Annotated in this window: 19 protein-coding genes and 3 pseudogenes; 5 read left to right on the top strand and 17 right to left on the bottom strand. The window is 63.5% G+C overall.

The window, feature by feature from the left end; genetic code table 11:
* The first annotated feature begins 102 nt into the window (after positions 1-102).
* The 3 genes from F2982_RS23380 to F2982_RS23370 are packed head-to-tail and all read left to right on the top strand — an operon-like array spanning position 103 to position 3857.
* Positions 103-1212, top strand: coding sequence for an ABC transporter ATP-binding protein (locus F2982_RS23380; RefSeq protein ID WP_203431074.1), 1110 nt, complete (start codon positions 103-105; stop codon positions 1210-1212).
* Positions 1205-2164: an ABC transporter substrate-binding protein gene (locus tag F2982_RS23375; protein WP_203431073.1), complete on the top strand. Its 960-nt coding sequence runs from the start codon at positions 1205-1207 to the stop codon at positions 2162-2164. Before F2982_RS23380 ends, F2982_RS23375 begins: the two co-directional genes overlap by 8 nt.
* Before the next feature lie 13 nt (positions 2165-2177).
* Positions 2178-3857, top strand: coding sequence for an iron ABC transporter permease (locus F2982_RS23370; RefSeq protein WP_203431072.1), 1680 nt, complete (start codon positions 2178-2180; stop codon positions 3855-3857).
* Here the strand turns inward: F2982_RS23370 and F2982_RS23365 are convergent.
* The 12 genes and pseudogenes from F2982_RS23365 to pcaD form a co-directional block, all read right to left on the bottom strand.
* On the bottom strand, positions 3854-4621 hold the full coding sequence (locus F2982_RS23365) for an SDR family oxidoreductase (protein ID WP_203431071.1): 768 nt from the start codon (positions 4619-4621) through the stop codon (positions 3854-3856). The two genes, F2982_RS23370 and F2982_RS23365, sit on opposite strands and share 4 nt — an antisense overlap.
* 46 nt (positions 4622-4667) lie before the next feature.
* The gene (locus F2982_RS23360) at positions 4668-5384 is read right to left on the bottom strand and encodes an ABC transporter ATP-binding protein (protein ID WP_203431070.1); all 717 of its coding nucleotides are present in this window, start codon (positions 5382-5384) and stop codon (positions 4668-4670) included.
* Complete coding sequence (locus F2982_RS23355) at positions 5365-6129, bottom strand: ABC transporter ATP-binding protein (RefSeq protein ID WP_203431069.1); 765 nt, start codon at positions 6127-6129, stop codon at positions 5365-5367. The genes F2982_RS23360 and F2982_RS23355 overlap by 20 nt, the downstream gene beginning before the upstream one ends.
* The gene (locus tag F2982_RS23350) at positions 6126-7130 is read right to left on the bottom strand and encodes a branched-chain amino acid ABC transporter permease (RefSeq protein WP_203431068.1); all 1005 of its coding nucleotides are present in this window, start codon (positions 7128-7130) and stop codon (positions 6126-6128) included. Before F2982_RS23350 ends, F2982_RS23355 begins: the two co-directional genes overlap by 4 nt.
* 13 nt (positions 7131-7143) lie before the next feature.
* Positions 7144-8007 (bottom strand): branched-chain amino acid ABC transporter permease, encoded by an 864-nt coding sequence (locus F2982_RS23345; RefSeq protein ID WP_112712651.1) that lies wholly within the window; start codon positions 8005-8007, stop codon positions 7144-7146.
* 197 nt (positions 8008-8204) lie between these two features.
* On the bottom strand, positions 8205-9377 hold the full coding sequence (locus F2982_RS23340; protein WP_130283556.1) for an ABC transporter substrate-binding protein: 1173 nt from the start codon (positions 9375-9377) through the stop codon (positions 8205-8207).
* Between the two features lie 127 nt (positions 9378-9504).
* On the bottom strand, positions 9505-10554 hold the full coding sequence (locus tag F2982_RS23335; protein WP_203431067.1) for a 3-carboxy-cis,cis-muconate cycloisomerase: 1050 nt from the start codon (positions 10552-10554) through the stop codon (positions 9505-9507).
* Positions 10555-10649: 95 nt separating this feature from the next.
* Positions 10650-11819: an acyltransferase gene (locus F2982_RS23330; protein ID WP_203431066.1), complete on the bottom strand. Its 1170-nt coding sequence runs from the start codon at positions 11817-11819 to the stop codon at positions 10650-10652.
* Positions 11820-12005: 186 nt separating this feature from the next.
* Positions 12006-12619: pseudogene (gene pcaG, locus F2982_RS23325) on the bottom strand (protocatechuate 3,4-dioxygenase subunit alpha).
* On the bottom strand, positions 12619-13368 hold the full coding sequence (gene pcaH, locus F2982_RS23320) for a protocatechuate 3,4-dioxygenase subunit beta (protein WP_203431065.1): 750 nt from the start codon (positions 13366-13368) through the stop codon (positions 12619-12621). The pseudogene pcaG and the gene pcaH overlap by 1 nt, the downstream one beginning before the upstream one ends.
* Positions 13369-13377: 9 nt before the next feature.
* A complete protein-coding gene (pcaC, locus tag F2982_RS23315) occupies positions 13378-13782 on the bottom strand; it encodes a 4-carboxymuconolactone decarboxylase (RefSeq protein WP_112712285.1) in 405 nt (134 codons plus the stop codon).
* Positions 13779-14588: a 3-oxoadipate enol-lactonase gene (gene pcaD, locus F2982_RS23310; RefSeq protein WP_203431064.1), complete on the bottom strand. Its 810-nt coding sequence runs from the start codon at positions 14586-14588 to the stop codon at positions 13779-13781. The genes pcaC and pcaD overlap by 4 nt, the downstream gene beginning before the upstream one ends.
* 93 nt (positions 14589-14681) lie before the next feature.
* Between pcaD and pcaQ the strand changes: the two genes are divergently transcribed.
* Entirely contained in the window at positions 14682-15608 is a 927-nt protein-coding gene (gene pcaQ / locus F2982_RS23305; protein WP_130283567.1) for a pca operon transcription factor PcaQ, read from the top strand.
* 2 nt (positions 15609-15610) lie between these two features.
* Here the strand turns inward: pcaQ and F2982_RS32095 are convergent, their stop codons facing one another.
* The 5 genes and pseudogenes from F2982_RS32095 to F2982_RS23295 form a co-directional block, all read right to left on the bottom strand.
* On the bottom strand, positions 15611-15685 hold the full coding sequence (locus F2982_RS32095) for a hypothetical protein (protein WP_281438223.1): 75 nt from the start codon (positions 15683-15685) through the stop codon (positions 15611-15613).
* A 110-nt stretch (positions 15686-15795) separates the two neighbouring features.
* Positions 15796-15873: pseudogene (locus F2982_RS32090) on the bottom strand (hypothetical protein); the annotation flags it as partial.
* 104 nt (positions 15874-15977) lie between these two features.
* Positions 15978-16256: pseudogene (locus F2982_RS32085) on the bottom strand (NrsF family protein); the annotation flags it as partial.
* Positions 16253-16396, bottom strand: coding sequence for a sigma factor-like helix-turn-helix DNA-binding protein (locus F2982_RS31655; RefSeq protein ID WP_246777653.1), 144 nt, complete (start codon positions 16394-16396; stop codon positions 16253-16255). The gene F2982_RS31655 and the pseudogene F2982_RS32085, both read right to left, overlap by 4 nt.
* Positions 16357-16833: a sigma factor gene (locus F2982_RS23295; RefSeq protein WP_246777647.1), complete on the bottom strand. Its 477-nt coding sequence runs from the start codon at positions 16831-16833 to the stop codon at positions 16357-16359. The genes F2982_RS31655 and F2982_RS23295 overlap by 40 nt, the downstream gene beginning before the upstream one ends.
* A 156-nt stretch (positions 16834-16989) precedes the next feature.
* On the opposite strand from F2982_RS23295, the gene F2982_RS23290 reads away from it, so the two are divergent.
* Complete coding sequence (locus tag F2982_RS23290; protein WP_203431063.1) at positions 16990-17772, top strand: alpha/beta hydrolase; 783 nt, start codon at positions 16990-16992, stop codon at positions 17770-17772.
* Positions 17773-17902 lie beyond the last annotated feature (130 nt).

Genomic DNA, 17902 nt, shown 5'->3' with positions numbered 1-17902 from the left:
ATGTAAAGGCAATGTCACAAAACTGAAATCCAACTGTCGCAAAGCTGTCATGTGGCCTGCCTAAATGTCGCCTTACTTTTTGCAGCGACATCGGTCCATCCCATGAGTGCCCCCGAAAATTCACCGATTTCCGCCGTTTCCGCGGCCGGGCTCGAATTGAGCTATGGGGATACCCGTATCCTCAAGGGCATCGACTTCATTCTCGAGCGCGGGCAGACTCTGGCGCTTCTCGGCCCTTCCGGCTGCGGCAAGACCACGCTGCTGCGGCTTGTTGCGGGTCTGCTGGTGCCGACCAAGGGCTCTGTCGCCATTGCTGGGCAGACGGTTGCGGCTCAGAATGTATTCGTTCCGCCGGAGCGCCGCGGCCTCGGCATGGTCTTCCAGGACTATGCGCTCTGGCCGCATCTGACGGTCGGCGGCAACGTTTCCTTCCCGCTTGAAATGCGCGGCGTCGGCAAGGCCGAGCGCCAGGAACGGACGATGCGGGCGCTCGACAAGGTCGGGCTTGCGGCCTACGCCGACCGGCGCCCGAGTGATCTCTCCGGCGGCCAGCAGCAACGCGTCGCAATCGCCCGCGCCATCGTTGCCGAACCGCAGCTAATCCTCTTCGACGAGCCGCTTTCGAACCTCGATCGCGAGCTGCGCGAAAACATGGTCGGCGAGCTCGCTGATCTGATTGCGACATTGGGCCTGACGGCGATCTACGTGACCCACGATCACAGCGAAGCGCTGACGCTTGCCGATCACGTTGCGGTGATGCGCGGCGGCCTGATCGAGCAGCTTGCATCGCCCGACATGCTGATCGAGCGCCCGGCGACGCCCGAGGTTGCCGACTTTTTGCGGCTTGGCTGTCTCGCTGGGATCGAGCGCCGCGGCGCGATCTGGTTCTTCAAAGGCAGCGACGTGGCGCTGATGCCGGCGGAAGACGGCGCGGCGCGGTCTGCCCGCATCCTGATCCCGACCGCCGGTATTTCGGCGGGCGAGGATACGCCGGAGCGGCTGAGCGCCGAAGTGCTGCGCTCGCAGTTTCGCGGCGACGGTCATCTGGCGACGGTTGCGCTTGCCGGTCTGCCCTCCGTCGAGCTGCAGGTGCTGAGCCGCCTGAAGCTGCGCCCCGGCGAACGCATCGGCCTTGCCGTCGATGCAGCACAGATCCGCTGGTTTCAAGAGACTGCCGATAATTCAAAACAGGAGAGACTAGAAAATGTTTAAGTCTTTGAAGAACATCACTTTTGGCGTTGTTGCCGCCGCCCTGATGGCCGGCGTCGCCCACGCTGACGTTACCGTTTACACCGCTGGCCCGCAGAGCCTGATCGACAAGCTGTCGGCTGGCTTCACCAAGCAGACGGGTGTCAAGGTCAATGTTTTCCAGGCAACGACCGGCAAGGTCATGGCCCGTATCGAAGCCGAAGCCGCCAATCCGGTTGTCGACGTCGTCATCTCGGCTTCCTGGGATACGGCAAACGATTTCGCCAAGCGCGGCTGGCTCGTCAACTATTCCAGCCCGAACGCTGCCAAGGTTCCCGACTTCCTGAAGTCCGAAGGCGCCGTCGCGCAGGGCATTTCGGCTCTCGGCATCGTCTGGAACTCCAAGAGCGGCACGCCGAAGCCTTCCGAATGGGCTGACCTGACGAAGCCGGAATACAAGGACCTCGTCAACATTCCGGATCCGGCCCAGTCCGGCTCGTCCTTCGAACTGACGGCGGCTCTCGCCGGCCAGGACAGCTGGAAGCTCTTCAAGGATCTGAAGGCTAACGGCGCGATCATCGCCGGTGCCAATGCTGACGCCCTGAACCCGGTTCTCCAGGGTGCGAAGGCCGTCGTCTTCGGCGCTGTCGACTACATCGCTCTCGCTGCGCAGAAGAAGGGCGAGAACATCGAAGTCGTGTTCCCGGCATCCGGCACCGTCATCGCGCCGCGCCCGGCCATGATCATGAACTGGTCCAAGAACCAGGACGACGCCAAGAAGTTCATCGACTACATGCTGTCCGATGAAGGCCAGGCTCTCGTTGCCGGCGAAATGCTGATGCCGTCGCGCACCGACGTTGCCGCCAGCCGTCCGCTGATCAGCGACCTGAAGCTGCTGAAGTACGATTCGGCTGCCGTCTACGGCAAGCGCAAGGAAACGCTGAAGACCTTCGCCGATCTCTACGGCGCCAAGTAAGCAGGGCAGGCAGATGAAAGCGAACGGCATCGGCGGCACGGCTCCGGCCGCCTGGCTGGCAACAGCGGGTCTCATCCTCGTCGTTGCCGTTCCCTTCGTCGCCGTGGTGCTGCAAGGCATCTTCCCCGAACTCGGACAGGGCTCGTTTGCGAGCCCTTTCTCCTCGCTCTACGCGACGCTTGCCGATAGCTCGCTGATCCGCATGGGCGGCAATACCATCCTGCTCGGCGCCTGCGTCGTTCTCGCCTCCGCGCTCGTCGCCGTGCCGCTCGGCGTCTTCCGCGCGCTCTACCGCATTCCCTTCGCAACCTTCTGGGATGTGGTGCTGCTCGTGCCCTTCATGATCCCGCCCTATATCGCCACGCTCGGCTGGATCATGACGCTGCAGCCGCGCGGCTATCTCGAGCAGCTCGCCGGCTTCAATCTGGCGCCCTACCTCTTCTCGCTGTTCGGCATGACCGTCGTCATGGCCTTCAACACATTTCCGGTCGTCTATTTCGCCGTGTCGCGCACCGTGGAGGCCGTCGGCGCCCGCTATGCCGATGTCGGCCGTGTCTTTGGAGCGAGCCCGGCACGTGCCTTCTGGCGCATCACGCTGCCGCTCTCGGCGCCCGGCCTCACCGCAAGCCTGATGCTTGTTTTTGCAGCCGCGATCGAGGAATACGGCACGCCCGCAGCACTCGGCCGCCGCGCCGGATTCCAGGTGCTGGTGACCGGCATCGATCTGCGCGTCACCGACTGGCCGATCGATCTTCCGGGGGCGGCGATCCTGTCGCTGGTGCTGGTCGGCATGTCGCTCGCCACCTTCCTGCTGCAGCGCTGGATCCTGGCGCGCCGCTCCTATCAGACCGTCAGCGGCAAGCCGATGGCGAAGGACAAGCGTCCGCTCGGCGCGATGAAAGTCCCCGTCATGATCGGCTTTGCCGTCGTCGCTTTCCTGGCGACGGGCGTGCCGCTCCTGGCGATCCTGGCGACGGCGCTGGCGCGGACGATCTCCGGCGGTCTGGCGCTCGATAATGTCAGCCTCGACAATTTCATCGCAGTCTTCAGCAATAGCGCAGGCGCGGTGACGGCGCTGATCAACAGCTTCTCGCTCGGCATCGGTACGGCAGTCATCACCGGCCTCGTCGGCGTCACTGCCGCCTATACGGTCGTGAAGACGAAGATGCATGGGCGCATGGTAATCGACATCATGACCATCCTGCCGAATGCGCTTCCGGGCATCGTCGTCGCCGTCGGCCTCATCCTCGCCTGGAACATGCCGGGCCTGCCGTTCACGCCTTACAATACCGGCTTCATCCTGCTGCTCGCCTATTGCTGCATCCTGCTGCCGCAGCCGGTGCGTTACACCGCCGCCGCCTTCCAGCAGATCGGCGACAACCTGGAAGCGGCCGCCCGCGTCTGCGGCGCCAGCAGCATCGCCGCCTTCCGCCGCATCCTGCTGCCGCTGGTTTTCCCGAGTCTTGCGTCGTCTATGCTGCTGGTCTTCGCGCTTGCCTCGCGTGAGCTCGTCGCATCGGTCGTGGTCGCCCCTGTCGGCATGCAGACCATCGCCACTTTCATCTGGCGTCAGTTCGAGCAGGGTTCGATCGGCCTCGGCATGGCCATGGCCTTTATCGCCATCTGCATAACGACGCTCTTGCCGCTCATCCTCATGCGGCTGATGCGCCGGGGAAATATCGTCGCCGATTAAAGGCTGGTGGTAATCCCGCCATCGACCATCAGCATATGGCCGTTCACGAAGGACGAGGCTTCGGAGGCCAGGAACACGGACGCGCCGACCAGTTCCTCGACATTGCCCCAGCGCCCGGCCGGGGTGCGGCCTTCCAGCCAGGCCGAAAACTTGGGGTCATCGACCAGCGCCTGGTTCAGCGGCGTCTTGAAATAACCGGGCGCGATCGCGTTCACCTGCAGCCCGTGTTTCGCCCAATCCGTTGCCATGCCGCGCGTCAGGTTCTTCACCGCGCCCTTGGTCGCCGTATAGGGCGCAATGCTCGGGCGGGCGAGCTCGGCCTGGACCGAAGCGATATTGATGATCTTGCCACGCCCGCGCCCGATCATCGCCTTGGCGACCGGCTGGCTGACATAGAAGATGCTGGAGACATTGGTCTTGAACAGCTCGTCCCACTTCTCGACCGGAAAGTCCTCGAGCGGCGTGCGGAACTGCATGCCGGCATTGTTGACGAGGATATCGATCGGGCCGATCTCGGCTTCGATATAGGCGATGCCGCTCAACGCAGCCTTCGCATCGGTTACGTCAAAGGCCGCGCTCAGCGCATGATGCCCCTTGCCCCGGATCGTCTCCGCTGCTTCTGAAGCCTTGGCGGCATTGCGCCCATTGATGACGACGGAAGCGCCATGCTCGGCAAGGCCGAGCGCCAGCGCATAGCCGATCCCCTGGCTGGAGCCGGTGATCAGCGCGCGTTTTCCGGTAAGGTCGAATAGCGGGAAGGACAAGCGAAGCACTCCTCTTTGATGGCGCGATCAAAGAGGAGAAGGGAGCTCAATGCAAGCCGCCGACGCCGAGCAGCCGTTCGACAGCGTCGTGATCCGCCGAGAGCGCCTTCGGCGCGCCGTTCCAGGCCAGCCGTCCGCGTTCGAGGATGATGACCTGGTCGGCGAAATCGAGGGCGCTCTGGATGCGTTGCTCGACGAGCAGGATCGTCATGTCGCCGGTCTTTGCCAGTTCGGCGAAGGCGGCCATCAGTTCTTCGCAGATGACGGGGGCCAGGCCCTCAAGCGGTTCATCGAGCAGGAGCACGGAGGGGCGGCCGAGGATGCTGCGGGCGGTCGAGAGCATCTGCTGTTCGCCGCCGGAGAGCTGGTTGCCGAGATTGCGGCGGCGCTCCTTCAGACGCGGGAACATCTGGTAGGCTTCCTCGATCGCCGTCTTCGGCCGGCCCTTCAGGCCGACGAAGAGGTTTTCCTCCACCGTCAGCGTCGGGAAGATGCAGCGTGCCTGCGGCACGTAGCCGAGGCCCTGATGGGCGCGGGCGGCACTCGGCATCGCCGTGACGTCGGCGGAGCCTAGCCGGATCTGGCCGTCATAGCGCTTCGTCTGTCCGGCAAGCGTTGCAAGTAGGGTGGTCTTGCCCATGCCGTTGCGGCCGAGCACGGCGAGGCGCGCGCCGGCCGGAACCGAGAAGGAGACGCCTTCGAGAACGCGCGTCGGCCCGTAACCGGCCGACAGGTTTTCCACCTCAAGCGGCGTGGCTGGCATTGGCATAGCTCCCGAGATAGGCCTCGCGCACGCGGGCATCCTTGGTGACGTCGGCGGGCGAGCCGTCGAAGATGATGGCGCCGGCGGCGAGCACGATGACGCGCTTGGCGAAGCGGAAGACGAGGTCCATGTCGTGCTCGATCATCAGCACGGCGAGATCGGCAGGCAGATCGGCGAGCGCCTGCTCGATGCGGCCGGTATCGCTCTGCGGCACGCCGGCGGCGGGTTCGTCGAGCAGCAGCACTTTCGGCTTCAGCGCCATGGCGACGGCGATCTCGAGGAGGCGCTGCTGGCCATAGGCGATTTCGCTGACCTTGCTGTGCATGAGGGCACTGAGGCCGAGCGTATCGAGGAGGCCGTTGGCTTCAGTCATGACATCGGGCATCGACAGGAAGTTGCCGAACATGCGGCCCGAGCGGCCGTTGCGCTGCAGGACGGCGAGTGCGACATGCTCCGCCGGCGTCATGTCCTGGAACAGGCGTGTGACCTGGAAGGAGCGGACCAGCCCGCGCTTCACGCGGCCCGCGGCATCGACCTTCGTCACCGTCTCGCCGCCGAGGCGGACTTCGCCGGAATCGGGTGCCAGATTGCCGGTGACGAGATTGACGAAGGTGGTCTTGCCCGCGCCGTTCGGGCCGATCAGCGCGACGCGGTCGCCCGGCGCCATCGAGATCGACACATTGCTGGTAACGGCGAGGCCGCCGAAGGACTTCTTGAGATTGACGACTTCGAATACGGCGCTCATTCGCCTGCCTCCTTGCGGCGCGCGAAGAAGGCTGCGGCCGTGCCATAGAGACCCTTCGGTGCGAAGAGCACGACGGCGATCAACAGCGCGCCGACCATCGTCAGCCAGTGGAACGGATTGGCGGCGGAGACATAATCCTCGAACAGCATGAAGATGACGGTACCCGAGAGTGCGCCGAACAGCGAGCCGGTGCCGCCGAGCACGAGCATGACCAGGCTTTCGGCCGAGAGCGTGAAGGAGAGGCTGTCGAGGCCGACAACCTGCGTCGAGATCGCCGTCAGCGCGCCGCCGATGCCGGCGACGGCACCCGAGATCACATAGAGCTTCATCAGCGCCGCCTTGGGCGATGCGCCCATGGCCTTGATGCGCAACGGATCTTCCTTGATGCCGCGGCAGAGCATGCCGAAGGGCGAGCGCACCAGCAGGCGCAGGAGCACAAAGACGACGAGCAGCAGGATAACGCCGAAGAAATAGGCGGTGTGGCCGTAGAGGTCGAACTCGAAATAGCCGAAGATCGGGTCGGCCGAGATGCCGGAGAGGCCGTCGCTGCCGCCGGTCCAGGACGATGCCTTGTTGGCGAATTCGTGGAAGAGATTGATCAGCGCGATCGACAGTACCAGCTGCGGCAGTCCGTGGGCGCGCAGGATGATCGCGCCGCAGATCAGTCCGGCCACCGCGCCGCCGATGATGCCGGCAAGCGTCATCAGCAGCGGATCGGTGATGCCATAATGCGCCGAGACGATGCCGGCCGCATAAGCGCCGGAGCCGAACAGCGCGGCATGGCCGAGCGTGGCGATGCCGCCATAGCCGGTGACCAGATCGAGCGAGAGCACGAGGAGCGCGATGGCGATGATGCGGGTCAGCAGCGCCAGATTGTCGGGGAAGAGCACGTAGCCGATCGCCGCGAGGATGATGATCGCGCCGATGCCTGCGAGGTCGCGTCCGGCGGAGCGGTGGCGGCGCGCGGAGGCGGCAGCTGTCGTTGTCGTGTCGGTGTTCATGGCGAGCGTCATCCTATTTCGCCCTTCCGGCAAAGCCGCGCGGGAAGATGCAGATGATGGCGATAACCGCGAGGTAGAAGAAGAACTCGCCGAACTCGGGCATCAGGTAGCGGCCGGTTGTATCGATGCCGCCGAGCACCAGACAGGCAATCAGCGCACCGGGAATGGAGCCAGCACCGCCGACTGAGACGACGACCAGGAACGTCACCATATATCGCAGCGCATAATAGGGCTCGACCGGCAGCAGCTCGGCGCCGACAACGCCACCGAAGGCGGCAAGGCCGACGGCAACCGCGAAGCTGAGCGCGTAGATGATCTCGGTGCGCACGCCGAGCGCCGCGGCCATCGCGGCATTGTCGACAGAGGCGCGCAGCTTCACGCCGAAGCTCGTCCGCTCGATCGTGAACCAGAGCGCGACGGCGACCGCGAGGCCGCAGGCGATGGCGAAGAGGCGATGAACGGGGATGGTGCGGAAGCCGAGATTGGCGGAGCCCTGCAATCCCTCGGCCAGCGGAATGGTCTTCAACGTCGGACCCATCACATAGTTGGCGATGCCGATGATGCAGAAGGTGATGCCGATGGTCATCAGCACCTGCGTCAGCTCGGGCGCGCCGTAGATGCGGCGGTAGAGGAAGCGCTCCATGGGTATGGCGATGATGATCGTGCCGACGACGGCGGCGATGACGCCGATGCCGTAGCCCAGGCCGAGATCGCGCACCGCATAGGAGGCGATATAGCCGCCGATCATGGCGAAGGCGCCGTGAGCGAGGTTGACGACCCGCATCAGGCCCATGGTCACCGAAAGGCCGATCGAGATGACGAACAGCACCATGCCATAGGCGAGCGCATCGACGGCTATGCTGAAGACAGTTTGCATGGGCTTGGTGTGGTCCTTGTTCTACACGAGGGCGGCGATTTGCAGGCGTTGTGCCGCGTGGCCCCTCATCCGGCCCTACGGGCCACCTTCTCCCCGCTGGGGAGAAGGGAGTGCCGCACCACGGTCACTTCCCCTCTCCCCAGCGGGGAGAGGGTAGGGTGAGGGGGCTCACGGCACAACGTCTACGTGGGAAATCCTTACTTCACAGCAGCAAGGCCCGGATCGCCCTGCTTTTCGAAGGTCTGGATTTCCTTGTTGATGAACTTGCCGTCGGCATCCTTGGCGACTTCGCGCAGGTAGATGTTCTGCGTGATGTGGCGGCTTTCCGGGTCGATGGAGACGGGACCGCGCGGGCTCGTCCAGGCGAGACCCTTGACGGCTTCGACAGCCTTTGCCGCGTCCTGCTTGCCGCCGGTTGCCTCGATCATCTTGTAGATGACATGCATGCCGTCATAGGCGCCGACGGCCGGGAAGGTCAGTTCGGCCGGGTTGCCGATCGCCTTGTCGGCGGCTGCTACGAAGGCCTTGTTCTCCGGCGAGTCATGCGAGACGGCGTAGTGGAAGGTGGTCAGCATGCCGAGGGCGGCATCGCCGAGCGCCGGAAGGTCGGATTCCTGCGTCAGGTCGCCGGGGGCGAAGAGCTGGATGTTGGCGCCCTTCAGGCCGTTTTCGTTATAGGCCTTGACGAAGCCGAGCGTCGTCGGGCCTGACGGCAGGAAGGCGAAGACGCCGGTTGCACCGGAATCCTTGATGCGCTGCATGATCGGGCTGAAATCGTTGGTGGCGAGCGGCATGCGGATCGCTTCCACAACTTCGCCGCCGGCCTTTTCGAAGCCTGCCTTGAAGGCGTTCTCGGCATCGACACCGGGGCCGTAGTCGCTGACGACGGAGATCACCTTCTTGACGCCCTTGTCGAAGGCGACCTGCGCCATCGGCGTCGAGGTCTGCCAAGTGGTGAAGGAGGTTCGCACCACGAGCGGGCTCTTGGTGACGATCGCCGATGTCGCGGCGTTCATGATCACCAGTGGCGTGTTGGCCTGCTTCAGGATCGGGGTGACGGCCATCGCATCAGGCGTGAAGTAGAAGCCGGCCAGATACTGGACCTTCTCCTTGACGACGAGCTCCTGCGCGAGGGCCTTGGACTGAGCCGGGTCGGCCGCCGGGAGGTCGCGATAGATGACCTCGACCGTGTGATCGCCGACCTTGGCGCCGTTGGTCGCCATGTAGGCGTCGATCCCGGCCTTGAAATTCTTGCCCTGCAGGGCGAACGGACCGGAAAACGGTCCGACGACACCAACCTTGATCGTGTCGGCATAGGCGCTCGTGCCCATGACGATGGCCGCAGCGGCGGCCAAAAGCAGCTTCTTCATTCTTCTCTCTCCCTTTGTCGGCGTACTCCAGCGCCGTATTAGCTCGCAGCTAGAACTTTTCACGCTAGTGTGTCATGCGAAACGGTAATGTAAAATGAAATAAATGCCAGAATGCATGTTGGAATGGTTATGAGGTGGCGGCACCAAGCCGATTTATGTTGTTCGCCAGTTCGCGCGCAAGGCGTAGTGCGGCTCCCGTGGCGATCGCCATCTGTGGCAGCACCAGCCATTCGAGCGTCCAGGCCGCACCCGAGCGCTCCTGCTCGTGGATCATCGACTGGTGGATTGCCGAAATCTGCGTAGCGTTGAAGCGTGCCAGCGCCACCAGCGTTTCGGCCGCGACCGGGTTCTGCTTGTGCGCCATGGCGGACGAGCCGCCACCGCCGCTGAGCGCGATCTCGTCGCCCGCCTGCGCCATCAGCGCGATGTCCTGGCCGAATTTGCCGAGACTGCCGGAGATCAATGCGAGAAGATTGGCAAATTCGGCAATGATGCCCCGCTGGCTCTGCCATTGCGGCAGGTCGGCAAGGCCGAGTTCCTGCGCCAGCGAACTGCGCACCGCAGCCGCCTTGTCACCGAATTTCTCGAGTGTCCCGGCCGCACCCCCGAACTGCAGCGGAAAGCGCAGCTCGGTCAGCTTCTCGCGATAGCCATCGAAGGGGTTACGCCAGGCACGCAGCCGGTCCGCGACGGTGATCGGGATTGCCGCCTGCATCCGCGTGCGGCCCATCAGCGGCCGGCTGCCAAAGGTCTGGTGCAGTTCGGCGAGACGGACCTCGATTGCGGTCAGATGGGCCGCGAAAACGAAAGCGACCGGCTTCAGCCGAAGCATCAGGCTGGTGTCGATGACGTCCTGGCTGGTGGCGCCGATATGAACCTGCGTGCCAACCTCCCCTGCGGCTGCGCGCAGCTGGCGCACGAGTTCCGGGATGACGACACCGTCGCGCGCCGTGGCCGTGCGCAGGCTGCCGATATCGGGCGCGAAGCTTGCGCAGGCGGCGGAGATGGTTTCGGCGGCGCTGAGCGGAATGATGTCATGCGCCGCCTGCGCCCGCGCGAGCGCAGCCTCGAATTGCAGCATGGCGCGGATATCCGCTTCGGCGCTGAAATAGGCTGCGGTCTCCTCATCGCCGAGGAGGCCCGAGAGGAAGGGGTGGTCGAAGGCAATTGCGCTCACTGTTCGTCTCTTCTTGGCTTGCCGGCTTCCTGCCGCCTTGAAGCGGCAGAAAGCCTTGTGCCTGTCGAGACGTCAAGTGCGGGAAGGCGCGATGCCTATGCCTTGGCTGGCTTCTCGACCGGCAAGATTGTCGTATCGGCGTTCTCGTCGACGCCGCGCGCCTTGGCGACGAAGGAGAACTTCTTGCGCATGCCGAGAATGGGTTTCTCGATCATGTGCCAGGAAATCACCGCAACCGTCATCGCCGCGCAGATGCCGATCGCATAGAGCGCCAGCGCGCCGACCTTCGGCGCCAGGAAGATGCCGGGGGCCAGGCCGATCAGGATCTGCAGGAAGGGGTCGTGGTAGAGATAGACGCCGTAGGAATAGTCGCCCTTGTGAAACACCGAAGGCAGCGGCACCGGCGTCAGGCCGATGAAGACGGTGATGTAGACGAGCGCCGGGATGACGATGATCCGGTTGGGAACGGTCTCGATCGACGGGCTGCTGAGGACGAATATCGCGGCAATGGCGATCACCACGCTGATGGCGAGAAGGACGCGGCTGTGCGGGATCACTTCACGCAGTTGATAGGCCAGGATGCCGAGCAGGAAGGCGAAGACCAGCTGGGCGCCGCGGCTGACGAAGAAGGTGCTGAGCACGAGATTGACGCGGTAGGGCAGGTGATGCCCGTAGAGCTGCACGACAATGCCCATGACGATGAAGGCTGCCGTGAGCGCCGCGGTCTTCTGCCAGGATTTGACGATCGAGGTGATCATCAGGCCGGACATGATGATGTAGCAGAAGATTTCCCAGGGCACTGTCCACAGCGCGCCGTTGACGCGATGCGTCGGGTTGTTCTCGAAGACACCCGGTAGGCTGTAGTGGATCCAGCCGACGATGTTCAGGAAATATTTGAAGAAATCGGCGCTGCCGAAATAGTAGCTCAGGGCCACCGGCGTCACCAGCGGACCGATGATCAGCGCGCAGACGACGATATCGACGGCAAGGGCCGGCACGATGCGCAGACCACGATTGAGCAGGAAGTTCTTGAGACTGAGGCGCTGGGCACTGCCCGCGATCAGGAAGCCGCTCAGCGCAAAGAACATCGGAACGAGCGCATATTCCGCAAACCAGAGCGGGCTGGAGCGGAAGAATTCGTCGTTTCCGGTCAGAAGGAAGCTGTGTGAAAAAACGATCGTAAAGGCGAGAGCGATTCTCAAAAAGTCGAAGCCTGGACCGAGGCCCTTATGCGCCGCCAGGACGTGTCCGAAAGTCTTCTGCATGTTTCCACCATCAACGTTCAGCCCCTCCTTTTCATATCGCGGCGCAACATGAATGCCAACCCGCTTTACGCAGGTGCAGCATGTGAAATATATTAGAGGTTGTGTTTAGAGCTGTGCGTGCTTAACGAAAAACGTTTGCCGGCGGATTTCCGGTATCGGTCCAAAATCCGCCAGCAGTAATGCCTGTCAAATATCCAGGAAGACTGTCTCGTTTTCTCCCTGCAGCCGGATATCGAACGTATAGGTTGAGCCGTCGCGTGCGGCAATAAGTGTCGCCACGCGGTCGCGGTGCTCGATGCGCAGCAGCAGCGGATCGGCATTGTTGGCCTCTGATTCTTCCGGGAAATACATGCGCGTGTGCAGGCCGAGATTGATACCGCGCGCTACGATCCAGAAGGTTATGTGCGGCGCTTGTCTCCGCCCGTCCTTGAAGGGCACCTTGCCTGGCTTGATGGTCTCGAAGCTGTAGACGCCGTCTTCGGCGCGCGTCGGGCAGCGGCCCCAGCCGGTGAAATTCGGGTCGGCGGTGCCGCGCATTTCCGAGGGCTGTTATAAAGTCCAGCACCATCGGCCTGCCAGATTTCGATGACGGCGTCGCGCACCAGAGCCCCCGCACCGTCGAAGATGCGGCCGGTCACTGTGATCCGCTCGCCTGTCGTCTTGTCGTTGACCATCGCGGTGCCGAGGTCGCCTTCGTAGACGCCCGTGATGTCGCAGAAATTCGGCGTTAGGCCGATATGGACATAGGGCCCTGCCGTCTGCGACGGGGTTTCCTTGAGATAGCGCAGATCCTGGGCCATCAATTGCCCTCCAGCTTGTTTTCGAACATCGTCGAGCGACGGCCGCGCAGCACGATGTCGAACTTGTAGGCACGGCTGTCCATAGGGATGGTATTGCCCCAGTCCATCGGCGCGATCAGCTGCTCGATCGCCGCCTTGTCGGCAATGGTACCGACGATCGGACACTTCCAGATCATCGGATCGCCTTCGAAATACATCTGGGTGATCAGCCGCTGGGAAAAGCCCTGGCCGAAGACCGAGAAGTGGATATGGGCGGGGCGCCAGTCGTTGACGCCGTTCGGCCAGGGATAGGCGCCGGGCCGCACGGTGCGGAAATAGTAGCGGCCTTCCTCGTCGGTGATCGCGCGGCCGCAGCCGCCGAAATTCGGGTCGATCGCCGCGAGATAGCTTTCCTTCTTGTGGCGGTAGCGCCCGCCGGCATTAGCCTGCCAGAATTCGACGAGGACGCCGGTCTGCGGACGGCCGCGCTCGTCGAGTACCTGTCCGTGGACGATGATGCGCTCGCCGATCGCGCTCTCGCCTGATTTGGCGTAGTTATGGATCAGGTCGTTATCGAGTTCGCCGATCATGCCGTGGCCGAAGACCGGGCCGGTGATCTCGGAAATCGTGCCGTCGAGCGACAGCAGCGCGCGCTGCGGCGAGCGTAGGATCGAAGTCTTGTATCCAGGCGCGAATGCTGGCGGATGCCAGGCATGGTCGCGGGCGAAAAAGGCGCCGGTTTCGGGCTTGCGGTTCGGTATGTCGGACATGGCTTCCTCTTATGCCGCCTTCCCGGCGTCCATCTGTTCGAAGACCTGCTTGGCGATCTTGATCGCATGATTGGCCGCCGGCACGCCGGCATAGATCGCCACATGCAGCAGCGCCTCGCAGACATCGTCGCGGCTGGCGCCGGTATTGACGGTGGCACGCACGTGCATGGCGACTTCATCGTCCTGCCCGAGAGCGGCCAGCAGCGCGATCGTCACGATCGAGCGCTCGCGCTTCGTCAGCCCTGGCCGTGACCAGACATGTCCCCAGGCGGCTTCGGTGATCAGGTCCTGGAACGGCTTGTCGAAATCCGTCGATCCGGCCTCGGCGCGGTCGACATGGCTGTCGCCGAGAACGGCGCGGCGCGTCGCCATGCCCTGCTTGTGGCGCTCGGACGGGCGCGAACTGTCACTCATGGGCTCTTTTCTCCATGCAATGCGAAATCGATGAATGCGCGAATGACCGCTGTCAGCGCCTCGGGCTGCTCGACGCAGGGGATATGCCCGGCATCGCGGATGATCTCGTAGCGGGCGTTGGGGATCAGCTGCGCCAGCGACTTGACGAGATCGGGCGGCGTCGAGCCATCCTGATTGCCGACGATGCAGATCGCCGGTACGGCAATGGTCTTCGCCACCTCGGTGAAATCGGCGTCACGCACGGCCGCGCAGGTCGCGATATAGCCGGCGACCGGCTGGCGCTCCAGCATATTGCAATAGCCGTTATAGGCGGTGTTCTCCGGACGGCGGAAAGCCGGTGTGAACCAGCGCTCCATGATGGCGTCACACATGCTACCGATGCCATCCTTCTCGATGGCGGAGATGCGGCTGTTCCAAGTCTCGGCCGTGCCGATCTTGTGGGCCGTGTCGCAGAGGATCAGTGCGCTGACGAGATCGGGGCGCTGCTGATAGAGCGACTGGGCAATCAGCCCGCCGACCGACAGTCCGCAGATGATCGCCTTCTTGATTTCGAGCGTTTCGAGGAGGCCGATCAGATCGGAGGCATGATCCTCTATCGAATAGGGCGTCTGGCCGACATCGGAGAGGCCGTGGCCGCGCTTGTCATAGAGCAGGATGGCGAAATCGCCTGCCAGTCGGACGACGACATCGCGCCAGATGCGGAAGTCGGTCCCGAGCGAATTGGCGAAGACAAGCACCGGCTTGTCGGCGGGGCCGCCGATAACCTGATAGTGAATGGCGATGTCGTTGACGCGGGCAAACTGCACTGGAAACTCCTCCGGACAGGAAATTGAATGTTTAATCTGGTTAGGTAAAATGATATTTCGTGGCTTTCCGATAACTCCGGAGTTATGTGATCGATGATCGACAGCCGCATAAAGTTCCGCCATCTGCAGACCTTTGTCGAGGTCGCGCGCCAGAAAAGCGTGATGAAGGCGGCCGAACTGCTGCATGTCAGCCAGCCCGCCGTGACCAAGACGATCCGCGAACTGGAGGAGGTTCTGGGCGTCGAAGTCTTCGAGCGCGACGGTCGCGGCATCAAGATCACCCGCTACGGCGAAGTCTTTCTGAAACACGCCGGAGCGGCGCTGACGGCACTGCGCCAGGGGCTGGATTCGGTGACGCAGGAGCGTGTCGGCGATGCGCCGCCGATCCGTGTCGGTGCGCTGCCGACGGTTTCGACGCGGATCATGCCGCGAGCGATGGAGCTGTTTCTCAAGGAGAATACCTGGAGCCGCCTGAAGATCGTCACGGGCGAAAATGCTGTTCTACTTGAGCAGTTGAGGGTCGGGGATCTCGACCTCGTGGTCGGGCGTCTCGCCGGCGCTGAAAAGATGGCCGGGTTCTCCTTCGAGCATCTCTACTCGGAGCAGGTGGTGTTTGCCGTTCGCGCCGGTCATCCGCTGCTGAAGACGAGGCAGTCGCATTTCAATGCGCTCGGCGATTACACGATCCTGATGCCGACGCGCGCCTCGATCATCCGCCCCTTCGTCGAGAGCTTCCTGATCGCCAATGGCGTGCCCAGCCTGCCGAACCAGATCGAGACGGTCTCCGACAGCTTCGGCCGCGCCTTCGTGCGCTCAAGCGATGCGGTCTGGATCATCTCGACCGGCGTCGTTGCCAAGGATGTCGAGGATGGCGTTTTGGCGGTGCTGCCGATCGATACCAGCGAGACCAAGGGACCAGTCGGCCTGACGATGCGGACCGACGCGATACCGTCGCTACCGCTGTCGATCCTGATGCAGACGATCCGCGAAGCGGCCGACGAGGTGTCGGCCAAGGCCTGATCCTACCAGGCAAGCGCCTTGCGGCCGATCAGGGCGCCGAGCGTCGCGACGATGACGATCGCCAGCCCGTACCAGATGGCGACGAACAGCGCGCCATCATTCTTGCAGACGAAGGCATAGGCGGCCCCGCGATCGTCCCGGCAAGGAAGCCTGCCGCAAGCCCGGCGCGCAGCGGCTGCACCGGCACGCCGCGCTTCAGAACGCCCAGGCCGGCCGCGAGCGCCGGCAATGACAGGAGAACGATCGCGCCGACGCAGCTCGGCACTGCGCCGCCATGACGCCGAGAAGCGGGAAACCGGAACTGTCGAGCGCTAGGCCCATGGCGAGCACCAGGAAGCCCGGAATGAGCATCATCCAGGCCGAACTGCCGATGCCCGGCTCACCGGCGCGGCGAACCAGCGCCAGGCCGCCCGCGGCAAGCAGCAGCATCGTTGCGAATTTGAACAGGAACGGCGTGCCGGCGAGCACGGCAGGCAGATTGGGGCGGATGCCGAAGACGCCGAGCGCCAGCGCGATCGAGAGCATCAGCGAGAAGCCGGCCGCAAGCAGCAGCAAGCGATGGAAGCGCAGGCCCTGCGGCGGCTCCTTCTCGGTCGCTTCGCGCGCCAGGCTGCGGATGAGCGCGGATGTGTCTTGGGCGGATTTCATGATTTGCCTTTTCTTGCATAGCCGGACGCCGGATCGGCAAAGGCCGTCAGGCGCTGCAGGGCGCGATGCAGGGTGACGCGGACCGCACCCTCGCTGGTCTTCAACCGTTCCGCCGTCTCGCGAACGGACTGCCCCTCGATCGCCAGGGACGAGACGACGTCGCGCTGCCGGAGGAGAGGCTGGCAAGCGCTCTGTCCATGTCTGGCATATGGCGGTCGCTCTGATCGGGCGCGGCGATGACGTCTGAGAGCTCGTCCAGCGTCACATCGCAGCGGTGGCGCGCCTCGCGGCTGCGCTTGCGCACCGCGTCGCCGATCTTGTAGCGGACGATCGCGTGCAGCCAGGGCAGGAACGGCCGGCTGTCGTCCCAGCGGTCGCGCATCATGTGCAGGCCGAGCAACGCTTCCTGAACTATATCCTCCGTCTGGTCGGTGCCCATGCCGAGCCGCGACAGCTTGCGCCCGACGAGCACGCGCAGCGTGCGCCCGATATCTTCGAGCAGCGCTTCGTAGGCTCCGGTATTGCCGCCGCGGGCGGCGCGCATAGCGTTCGCCCAGGTGTCTTCGCGAGGGTTCATGATCGTCTTTTCGCTGTTGCCAGCGTTTCGTTACACGGGCTGATGAAAAAATTGAGGCCGTCACAAAAGCGTGATCATGTTGCGCCGCGCGGATGCCGGTCGAATAGGGTTTTGAAGCGACGTGCTTCATCACGAAAACGATACGGACGTCAGATCATGAACATCTTCCAGAAGGCCGCCTTTGCCGCGGCAACATTCATCGCCGCAGTCTCTTTTGCCGGTGCCTCCTCTGCTGCCAATCAGGCGCCGGTCAAGGCGCGCAACGTCGTCCTCGTCCACGGAGCCTATGCCGACGGCTCCAGCTGGTCGAAGGTCATCCCGCTGCTGCAGAAGGCCGGGCTGCATGTCACCTCGGTCCAGAACCCGCTTACCTCTTTCGCCGACGACGTCGCCGCGACCAAGCGGGCTCTCGCCCTGCAAGACGGCCCGACCGTGCTCGTCGGCCATTCCTATGCCGGCATGGTGGTCAGCGAGACCGGCGTCGACCCGAAGGTTTCGGCACTGGTCTATCTGGCCGCCCGCGCGCCGGATGCCGGCGAGGACTATCCGGCACTTGCTGCCAAGTTCCCGGCTCCCCCGGCAAGCAAGGGGCTGGTTCATAACGGCGGGTTCGCCCAGCTCAGCGAAGATGCCTTCGTGCATGACTTCGCCGGTGACCTGAGCCACAAGGACGCGCTGGCGCTCTATGCCGTACAGGGCCCGATCTCCGATACGCTCTTTACCGCGAAGACGACGCAGGCTGCCTGGAAGACCAAGCCGAGCTGGTATGCCGTTTCCAAGAATGACCGCACCACCAATCCGGACCTCGAGCGCTTCCTTGCCAAGCGCATGAACGCCACCACGGTGGAGCTGAATTCGAGCCATGTGTCGCTGGTTTCGCACCCGCGCGAGGTTGCCAACCTGATCCTCGCAGCCGCCGGTTACCCGGTTAAGAAGTAGCCCGTTTAGGCCGGGCATGCGCCTCATGCGGGTCGCGCCCGGCCATTTCACCAACTCGCGGCTGAGTAATCGTCATGTGTGCGCTGCACAACAGTTGAATTCGCGCGCATATTAAGCCAAACTCATATCT

Origin of the sequence: Rhizobium sp. BG4 (assembly GCF_016864575.1) — a bacterium.
In the GTDB taxonomy this organism is placed as follows: Bacteria; Pseudomonadota; Alphaproteobacteria; order Rhizobiales; family Rhizobiaceae; genus Rhizobium.
The sequence above is the reverse complement of the archived record's forward strand: the minus strand, read 5'-3'. Positions and strand labels throughout refer to the sequence as shown.